This window comes from Polaromonas sp. CT11-55, from assembly GCF_047303325.1.
Taxonomy (GTDB): domain Bacteria; phylum Pseudomonadota; class Gammaproteobacteria; order Burkholderiales; family Burkholderiaceae_C; genus Polaromonas.
On record NZ_JBKBEX010000052.1, the window covers coordinates 1 to 8,896 of the forward strand.

An 8,896-nucleotide genomic window follows, 5' to 3' on the forward strand; every position below is an offset into this window, starting at 1 on the left:
CTCCCCGCCCATCCCCCTTTCACCGCCAAACCCTGTCAGGGCTAACAGGTTGACCGTTGCACGGGCCGCTCAACACAATGGTTCGCATCACAGGGGCGGGATTGACAGCAAGAGGGGGAGCGTTGGACGGCCCGCAGCATTGGCTGCGGGCACGACCGCGCAGGCATGTATGCCGGGGAGCGGCGCCATGCCACGGCTTGTCTGGAGTCTGAGTCCCACAGCGGTCTGGTTTCTTCACTCCAACAGAGGGCTTCTCATGACACGACTTCTCTCACGGCGCGCGCTGGTCATCACGCAGGCGGCATGGCTGGCGGCGGCATCGTCCGGCGCCTGGGCCCAGGCCAATCCCCCCCAAGGCAACGCGGCCAGCGGCAAGCTCGCGCTCGCCAAGCCCGCGGCCGCAAAGCCTGCCGCCGCGGCACCGGTGGCCATCGAATGGCCGACCAAACCGATACGCCTGCTGATAGGCTTTCCGCCGGGGTCGGTGCAGGATTTGTCGGCGCGCTCCATCAGCGAGCAGCTGTCAAAAACCCTGGGCCAGCCGGTGATTGTGGAGAACAAGGCCGGCGCCTCGGGCATCATCGCGGCCGACCAGGTGTCCAAGGCGACCGATATGCACACCTTTGGCGTGATGAACAACAGCCAGCTGACCATCGCCAAGCTGCTGAACCCGATGGCGCCTTACGACCCCGCCGTGGACCTGGCGCCCATCGCGCTGATAGGCACGACGCCCATGGTGATGGTGGTGAGCAATTTCGCGCAGGGCAGCACGCCGCAGGAATGGCTGACCTGGCTGCGCAACCAGGGCGACAAGGCCAACTACGGCTCGCCGGGCGCGGGTACGCCGGGCCACCTGGGCATGGAGCTGATCAAGAGCCGCAGCGGCGGCCTGGGCGTGATGCACGTGCCCTACCCCGGCAACCCGCAAATCATCACGGCCATGCTGGGCGGCCAGCTGCAGGCGGCGCTGCTGCCGCCAGGTTTGGCGATGCAGCAGGTCAAGGCCGGCAAGATGAAGGTCATAGGCGTGACCTCGGAGCAGCGCAGCATGCTGGCACCCGAGCTGCCGACGCTGCGCGAGGTGGGCATCATGGGCGCGGACATGGAGCTCTTCACCGCGCTGGCCGGCCCGGCCTCGCTGCCGGCCGCCGTGCGCGACAAGCTGGGCGCGGCGGTGATAGATGCGCTCAAGACCGGCGACACGCGCCAGCGCCTGATCACGGTGGGCTGGCAGCCGGCGCCCTCCACGGCCGAGGGCCTGCGCACCCGCATGCGCGCCGACACGCGCAACCTGGGCGGCATCATCATGCTGCGGGGTATACGGGCGGATAGCTGAGCTGCCCAACGCTTTGACGCCAGCCCTGATCGGCGCTGGCGTTTGAATTTGGGTCAAATTCACATTTCGGCGCGGGCGCTGGTTTTGCGCTTGCTCCCCATCGACATCCGTGACAAAGTGTGTCCGGCTGCCGGGCACGGGCTTCTCAGCGCGCGGTGCCAGGCCGTTGTGGGAGCATTGAGTCCCTCTCATACACAACAACATACTGGAGGAAGCATGCGCACCGTGACCAAGATTTTTACCTGCGTGGTCCCACTTGTTCTACTGGGCGGATGTATCCCCCGAGTGCCGCCGGGCTGCAACTCGCTGGTGGAAAAAAGCGCGGGGGCCATCCATGTGAAGGGGCTAACAATTCCCGTGGGGAGCTCTGACATCATTAAGCTGGGTGAAGGCGAATACACGCCAGCTGCCCGCCAAACAATTTCCGATGCGATTTTGCGGGTAAACGAGTACCGGCTGGCTCAGTGCAACCTGGTCTCGTTACTACTGGAGCTGAAACCGCAGCCCGTCGACAAGATCGCCGCGATCGGCGACAAAATCGCCAAGTCCAATGAGCTGATTCTTCAGATCACCGAAGACATTCGCAAGAATCCTGACTCTGCGAAGGTGGTGGAAGGCGTCAAGACCAAGGAGGCCGAACTGCCCAAGGACGAAAAAGGTGCCGGCCTGCCCGAAGGCAGTGATTCGCAGCTCAAGGTGGTACATATCAGACTGGGGGAGTTGACTGCTTCGGTCAATGAGAATTCCCGCAAGCTGGAAACTCTTGCGACCCGCGGTGCCTCGCCGCAAGAGCAGACACAGCTTCTGCCGGGGAAGTTTTCGGTCACGGGTTTTGCTGTGGGGGCGAGCACGTTAACGCCGGCCATGAGAAAAGACATCGTGACGCAATTTGGGCGGCTGATGCAGGCAGCGCCCAAAGCGGAGCTGCTTCAATTTGACGTGGTGGGCTATGCCGACAGCTCAGGCAGTTATCTACACAACCTGCAATTGGGCTTGGCCCGGGCCCATTCTGTGGGGACCTTCCTACAGGCAGAAGTATCAGGAAAGCGCTCGGTCTTGAGAACGGTTACTAGCGCAGGAAGCGCCCAAGGAGGCGCAGATGCACGGCGTGTGGAAGTGTATGTATTGTCCATCTAAGCGCCCAGCTTAGTTCCTCAAGACCGGGGGCGCCCAGGCCGCTTGGGGCCTGTGGTTTACTTGTGCTTTACCGAAGCACTACCCGCCGGACGCGCAAGCGTCCCGAAAATAGGCGGGGCGCGCAAGGCCGCGCGGCAACCACAGGAAGAGGACATGCATATTTCATCGGCACACTGGCGAGCGGGCGCCGCCGCCCTGCTGCTGGCGGGACTGGCTTGCGCCAGCCATGCTCAATACAGCACCGGGGGCGCGTACAACACAGGGGGCGCACGCCCCCACCGCCCCGGCGAGGCCCAGGCGGAAGGCCCGCAGGCGCCGCGCGTGCAGTCGCGCTGGGAGCAGGTCAGCCGCCGGCTGTTTGACCTGCGGGTGGCGCTGCAGATCACGCGCGAGCAAGGCCCGGCCTGGGAGAATTTCCGCGGGCGCTTCCTGGACATGGCGACCAGCGGCCCGGCCGGCCAGCGCATCGTGGATGAACAGACCGCGAAAGACGCCTTCCAGTACCTGCTGGCCGACGCGCAAAGGCGCTCCAACATGCTGGCGACGCTGGACGCCACCGCGCAAGTCTTGCTGGCCCAGTTCAGCCCCGAGCAGATGCAGATCGCCGACCGGGCGCTGCCCGGGCTGCTGGCGGACTACGGCGGCAGCCGGTAAGACCCGGGCTAACCGGTCGTCGATTTCAGGGCCAGCATCACCACAATGACCACGGCCAATACAAGCGACAGCCCTTTCCAGAACGCCAACGGGTTTCGTTCCAGCAGCGGCTGACGCGTCTTGTGCATAAAGGCCTGGCTGGGGTGGCGCAGGTCATAGACAAACTCCGACAGCTCGCCATAACGTTTGGCCGGGTCGGGATGCACGGCCTTGCGCAGCACATCGTCTATCCAGGCCGGGATCTCGCGGTCGTCGCGCAGCGCGGAGTCGTAGCGCAGCTTGTTTTGCGCGGCGCGCGTGCGGCTTTTGGCGACTTCGGCGCCGTAGGGCAGCCGCCCGGTGAGCATCTGGTAGGTGATGACGCCCAGCGAAAACAGGTCCGAGCGCGTGGTGCCGCCCTCGCCCAGAAAATACTCGGGCGCTGAATACTGGGCCGTGCCCAGGATGTCATCCCGCCCGCCGGGACCGTCAAGCTCCGCAAGGCTGGCCACGCGGGTGGCGCCGAAGTCGATGATCTTGGCGGTGCCGGTGTTGTCGATCATGATGTTCTCGGGCCGCAGGTCCTGGTGCAGCATCTCCAGCCGGTGAAAGGCGCGCAGGCCTTTGGCGATCTGCTCCACCAGGCCGCGCACCGACTCCAGCGCGGGCCGGGGGTTGTCAATCATCCACTGGGCCAGCGTCTGCCCGTCTATGTATTCGGTGGCCACATACACATAGTGGCGCTTGCGGGTCGGTACATAGGGCTTGAGCACATGGGCGCTGTTGATGCGCCGGGCGATCCACTCTTCGGTCAGGAATCGCTCCAGGTAAACCGGGTCGCCGCCCAGGTCTATGGACGGGGTTTTGAGGATGGCGAGCGCGCCGGTGTCCTTGTCGGTGGCCAGGTAAATATGGCTGCGGCTGCTGCCCTGCACTTCGCGAACAATGGTGTAGCCGTCAAACTGCGTCCTGGCCTCGAGGATGGGCGGCAGCGGCAGGCCTGAGAGTTGCTGCAGCATCTCACCGGCTTCGCGGCGGGGCAGCGCATCGACGCGCACGATCTGGGCTGTGAGGTTGTCGCCGCTGCCGCGTTCAAAGGCTTTGTCGACGATGGCCCTGGCGGCAAGCTCAAGGCCTCCGGGTGCGTCGGCGCCGCCGCGGATGATGGCGGCCATGTCGTGCTCGCTGACGTGTTCGTACACGCCGTCGGTGGCCAGCAAAAAGATGTCGCCCTGCTCTACCTGCTGGGTCTGGTAGTCGATCTCCAGCTGGGGCTTGAAGCCCAGCGCGCGGCCCAAATAGCTTTGGCCCTGGGCGATCCACACGCGGTGGTCGCGGGTCAGTTGCTCCAGCGCCTTGCCGCGCAGGCGGTAGATGCGCGAATCGCCCACATGAAAAATATGCGCGGTGGCCGACTTGATGACCATGGCGCTCAGGGTGCACACATAGCCCTTGTCCTTGTCGTAGCGGTAGGGGCTTTTTTGCGTCTGCGCATGCAGCCAGGAGTTGGTGGCGCTCAGGATGCGCTCGGCCGAGGTCTTGACCGACCAGGCTTCCGAGGTGCAGTAATAGTCTTCCAGGAAGCCGGTGACGGCGTACTGGCTGGCCACGTCGCTGACGGCGCTGCTGCTGATGCCGTCGGCCAGCGCGATGGCGATGCCCTTGGCGCTGAGCTGCGGCTCTTCGGGTACGTAGATGCCGTGGAAGTCCTGGTTGGTCTCCTTGCGGCCCTTGTCCGAATACTGGCCCGCCGATATTTTCAGTTCAGGGGACATAGTGGCTGACGGCAAAGCCCTCGCGCAACTTGCATGCGCGAGGGCTTTTGTTGTGGAGGCGGATTATTTGATGGAACGGATCGGTCCGGTTTTAACGTGCGTAGCGTACAGCGTCAGGCCGGTGAAGGCCAGGCCGCCCACCAGGTTGCCCAGCACGGTGGGGATTTCGTTCCAGAGCAGGTAGTCCATGAAGGTGAAATGCGCGCCCAGCAGCAGGCCAGAAGGGAACAAAAACATGTTCACGATGGAGTGCTCGAAGACCATGTAGAAAAACAGCATGATGGGCATCCACATCGCGATCACCTTGCCGCTGACCTGGGTGGAGATCATCGCGCCGACCACGCCGGCCGACACCATCCAGTTGCACAGCATGCCGCGCACGAAGAGCGTGAGCATGCCGTTGGCGCCGTACTTCTGGTAGCCCAAGGTGCGGTTCTCGCCCACCACCCCTATGGCCTTGCCGACCGCGCTGGGCTCTGTGGAAAAGCCATTGGTGACGTAAATCGCCATCATCACGGCCACCGTGAACGCCCCCAGGAAGTTGCCGGTAAAGACCAGACCCCAGTTGCGCAGCACGCCCTTGACGGTGACGCCCGGGCGCTTGTCGATCAGCGCCAGCGGGCACAGCACGAACACACCGGTCAGCAAATCAAAGCCGAACAGGTAGAGCATGACAAAACCCACCGGGAACAGCACGGCGCCCAGCAGGGGCTGGCCGGTCTGCACATTGATGGTGACGGCAAACCAGGCCGCCAGGGCCAGAATGGCGCCGGCCATGTAGGCCCGGATAACGGTGTCGCGGGTGGACATAAAGATCTTGGACTCCCCCGCGTCCACCATCTTGGTCACAAATTCCGAAGGCACTAGATAAGCCATATGTTCCTCAAGTTTTTTGCTATCGGCCTCAAACGGCCAAAAAAAAAATCCACCCCCAGGCGCCCCCAAAGTGGGAGGCTGGAAGTGGACGTCGTTATCCATTGATCCGCCGGGCAACGGCCCTACATAGGTACAGGCCGCGCCTTGCCCGGCCGTCGTTAGCCGGGCGGATCACTCAAAGCAACTACTGTGCCGCCGGGATTGCGGCCTGAAACCGGCGTTTTTGCCCCCGCATGTGCCGGCAACGCGGGCACATTGCCCCAAATGCGTGCGCCTGCCGGGACCGGCTCAACATTTTGGTGCTTACTTCACCAGCTCCAGCACCTCGGCTTTTTTCTTCTTGAGCAGCAGCACCAGGAACTTTGCGGGCTGGGTGCTGCTGGCGTTGCGGCCCACGGTATGGATGTCGTTCGGGCCTTCGTAAAAGCTCTGGCCGGCCGTCAGCGTGACCTCCTTGCCGCCCTTGACCTGCATCACGATAGCCCCCTCAAGCACATAGACAAAGGCATGCGCGTGATGGCGATGCACCGGGTCGGCGGCGCCGGGAGCGTAGTCCACCGTAATCATCAGTCCTTCCTTGCCGGGAAGGTCGGACAGGTCCTTGGCCATGACCGGCTTGACGGTCACGCCCTCGGGGCCGGCGGCGATGGCGGGCTGGGCGAGCAAGGCGGCGCTTGCGAGAAACAGGGAAACACAGGTCTTGTTCATGATGGCTTCTTCATAGGTTGCGGGGCGCAGTTCGGGATTGAGGCGCACCTGCCTCTATGACGATTGGCGGCGCCGGTTTGTGACAGGCCCGCCTTGCTCCCTCGCCTGCCGACCGCCTAACGTCGGGCTTGAGATTTGAACCACTCCTCGAACGCTATCGCGCCCAGACGCGCCTTGCCGACGGGCACCAGGGTGTCGTCCTTGAGCTCGGCGCCAAAGTAGCGCGCCTGCGGGTCGGCGACGACCTTGCGCGGGTCATTGCTTGCCGTCAGGAAGCGCTGCACGAGGTCCGGCAAGCGCACTTTCTCCGGGCCGGCGATCTCGACCGTGTCGTTGACCGGCGCGCCCAGCGTGAAGTCGGCCATCGCGGCGGCCACGTCGTCGGACGCGATGGGTTGCACAAAGGCCGGCGACAGGCGCACCGTCTGCCCTTCGGTGCCCGACTGGGCGATGCCGCCCAGGAACTCCATGAACTGGGTGGAGTGGACGATGGTGTAGGGGATGCTGCTGGCCCTGATGATTTTTTCCTGGGCGATCTTGCCGCGGAAATAACCGCTTTCCACCAGCTTGTTGGTGCCGACGACGGAGAGCGCGACGTGGTGCAGCACACCGGCGGCCGCTTCGGCCGCCAGCAGGTTGCGGCCCGAGGTTTCAAAAAATTCCAGCACGGCCTTGTCTTCAAACGAGGGCGAATTGGCCACGTCGACCACCACCTGGGTGCCCGCGAGGACCTCGGCCAGCCCTTGGCCGGTGAGGGTGTTGACGCCGGATGCCGGCGATGCGGCGATGGCCTCGTGGCCGCGCTGGCGAAGGATGTTGACGAGTTTGGATCCGATGAGGCCTGAGCCTCCGATGACGACGATTTTCATAGATGTTCCTTCAGGTTGAGTGGCTCGAAGTTGAGTACCACCTGCATCTATGACGATTGACGTTGCCGGTTTGTGACGCCTGCGCCCTGCCCTGACCATTTCTCTTGCCCCTTACCCCAGCGGAGGAAGGAGTCATTCACCAAGCGATGCCTCCACGGAAAAAACCGGGCACACGTCGGCTGCTGGGAGCTCAGGCCGACGCGGCTTTTGCTTCGAGCAGTTTCACCATGGCCCACAACACCCGGTTCGCGGGCACGGCCACGCCCAGCGCCTCGCCGCGCTTGACGATCAGGCCGTTGAGGTAGTCGATCTCGGTGGGCTTGCCGCGCGCCAGGTCCTGTGCCGTGGAAGCGTACTGGTTGGGCATGCTGCCGGCCAGCTTTTCGACGGCGGTGTGCACGTCGCCGGCCACCTGCACGCCTTCGGCCTTGGCGACCGCCAGGCATTCGGCGACCACGTCGCGCATCACATCGATGACGCCCACGCCCTGCACCGTCTTGCCGTAAGGCAGCTGGGCGATGGCCGAAACCGCGTTGTAGGCGCAGTTGAGAATAAGTTTGGCCCAGAGCGCACCGCGCACATTGGCCGATATCTCGGTGGGCACACCGGCGGCAACCAAGGCCTGCGCCACGCTGTCGCTGAGGGCCGAGGGCTCAATCACCAGGTCGCCTCGGCCATGGTGCTTGAGGTGGCCGGGGCCGGCCATTTCGGTCGCGACATAGACCACGGCGGCGGCCACGGCAGTTTCCGGCAGCACCGCGCGCAGGCGGTCGGCATTGTCCACGCCGTTTTGCAGGCACAGCACCAGGGTGTTGGCCTTGAGGTGCGGTTGCATCAGCGCGCCGGCCGATTCAGTGTCAGTGGACTTGACGCAAAACAGCACCAGGTCGGCGCCCTTGACGGCGGCCGGGTCGCTGCTGGCGGCCAGGCGCACGTGCTCGTCGAACATGCGGGTTTCCATGCGCAGGCCGTCGCGCTCAATCGCCGCCACATGCTGGGGCCGCGCGACCAGCACGACCTCATGGCCGGCACGCGCAAGCATGCCGCCGAAATAACAACCGACGGCGCCTGCGCCCATCACGGCGACTTTGAGGGATTGGGTCATGACTGCCTTCTGGTGCGAGGGAGATGTGAAGACAGCGATTGTGGTGGAAGTCCGCCGTGTCTGCAGGCGCCCCCACGGAGCCCCTAACCGAGGCTGCCGGCAAAACGCCGGCCCAATTGTTCGCGCTCGAAGGCCTCGGCGACAAAGTCGATGAAAACACGGGTCCTGGCGGGCATCTGGCTGCGCGTGGCGTAGTAAATCGAGATGGCGCCCGCATCCACATACCAGCGCGGCAGCAGCCTGACGAGTTCGCCGCGCTCCAGTTGCGGCAGCACGTCGGGCACGGCCAGCAAGGTCACGCCCAGGCCCATCAGGGCCGCGGCGCGCATGGCGGTGGGATCGTTGACCACCACGGATTCGGGCTGGGGGGCCGGGAATTAAATGGCCGCCCCCACGGCGCCAAAACCATGGCGGAAGTCGCCCCGGGCGCGGGCTGGGAAGTGGATTACCCCGAGCC

9 protein-coding genes are annotated in these 8,896 nt (G+C 64.3%); 3 read left to right on the plus strand and 6 right to left on the minus strand.

Annotated elements, in window-relative coordinates; genetic code table 11:
* Positions 1-256 precede the first annotated feature (256 nt).
* The 3 genes from ACEN8I_RS23915 to ACEN8I_RS23925 all read left to right on the plus strand — a co-directional run bounded on the left by ACEN8I_RS23915 (position 257) and on the right by ACEN8I_RS23925 (position 3,127).
* A complete protein-coding gene (locus tag ACEN8I_RS23915) occupies positions 257-1,336 on the plus strand; it encodes a Bug family tripartite tricarboxylate transporter substrate binding protein (protein ID WP_413331147.1) in 1,080 nt (359 codons plus the stop codon).
* Positions 1,337-1,552: 216 nt separating this feature from the next.
* Positions 1,553-2,473: an OmpA family protein gene (locus ACEN8I_RS23920; protein WP_413331148.1), complete on the plus strand. Its 921-nt coding sequence runs from the start codon at positions 1,553-1,555 to the stop codon at positions 2,471-2,473.
* Between the two features lie 153 nt (positions 2,474-2,626).
* Positions 2,627-3,127 carry a hypothetical protein gene (locus ACEN8I_RS23925; RefSeq protein WP_413331149.1) on the plus strand — a complete coding sequence of 167 codons (501 nt, stop codon included), beginning with the start codon at positions 2,627-2,629 and terminating at the stop codon, positions 3,125-3,127.
* Between the two features lie 8 nt (positions 3,128-3,135).
* On the opposite strand, the gene ACEN8I_RS23930 is transcribed toward ACEN8I_RS23925, so the two are convergent.
* From ACEN8I_RS23930 to ACEN8I_RS23955, 6 genes are all read right to left on the minus strand, one after another.
* Positions 3,136-4,881, minus strand: a complete 1,746-nt coding sequence (locus ACEN8I_RS23930) for a protein kinase domain-containing protein (protein ID WP_413331150.1) — start codon at positions 4,879-4,881, stop codon at positions 3,136-3,138.
* Positions 4,882-4,944: 63 nt separating this feature from the next.
* A complete protein-coding gene (locus tag ACEN8I_RS23935; protein WP_413331151.1) occupies positions 4,945-5,757 on the minus strand; it encodes a formate/nitrite transporter family protein in 813 nt (270 codons plus the stop codon).
* Between the two features lie 303 nt (positions 5,758-6,060).
* Entirely contained in the window at positions 6,061-6,465 is a 405-nt protein-coding gene (locus ACEN8I_RS23940; protein ID WP_413331153.1) for a cupin domain-containing protein, read from the minus strand.
* Positions 6,466-6,581: 116 nt separating this feature from the next.
* Positions 6,582-7,334, minus strand: a complete 753-nt coding sequence (locus ACEN8I_RS23945) for an SDR family oxidoreductase (protein WP_413331154.1) — start codon at positions 7,332-7,334, stop codon at positions 6,582-6,584.
* Positions 7,335-7,524: 190 nt separating this feature from the next.
* Positions 7,525-8,439: a ketopantoate reductase family protein gene (locus ACEN8I_RS23950; protein WP_413331155.1), complete on the minus strand. Its 915-nt coding sequence runs from the start codon at positions 8,437-8,439 to the stop codon at positions 7,525-7,527.
* 83 nt (positions 8,440-8,522) lie between these two features.
* Entirely contained in the window at positions 8,523-8,792 is a 270-nt protein-coding gene (locus ACEN8I_RS23955) for a LysR substrate-binding domain-containing protein (protein WP_413331156.1), read from the minus strand.
* Positions 8,793-8,896 lie beyond the last annotated feature (104 nt).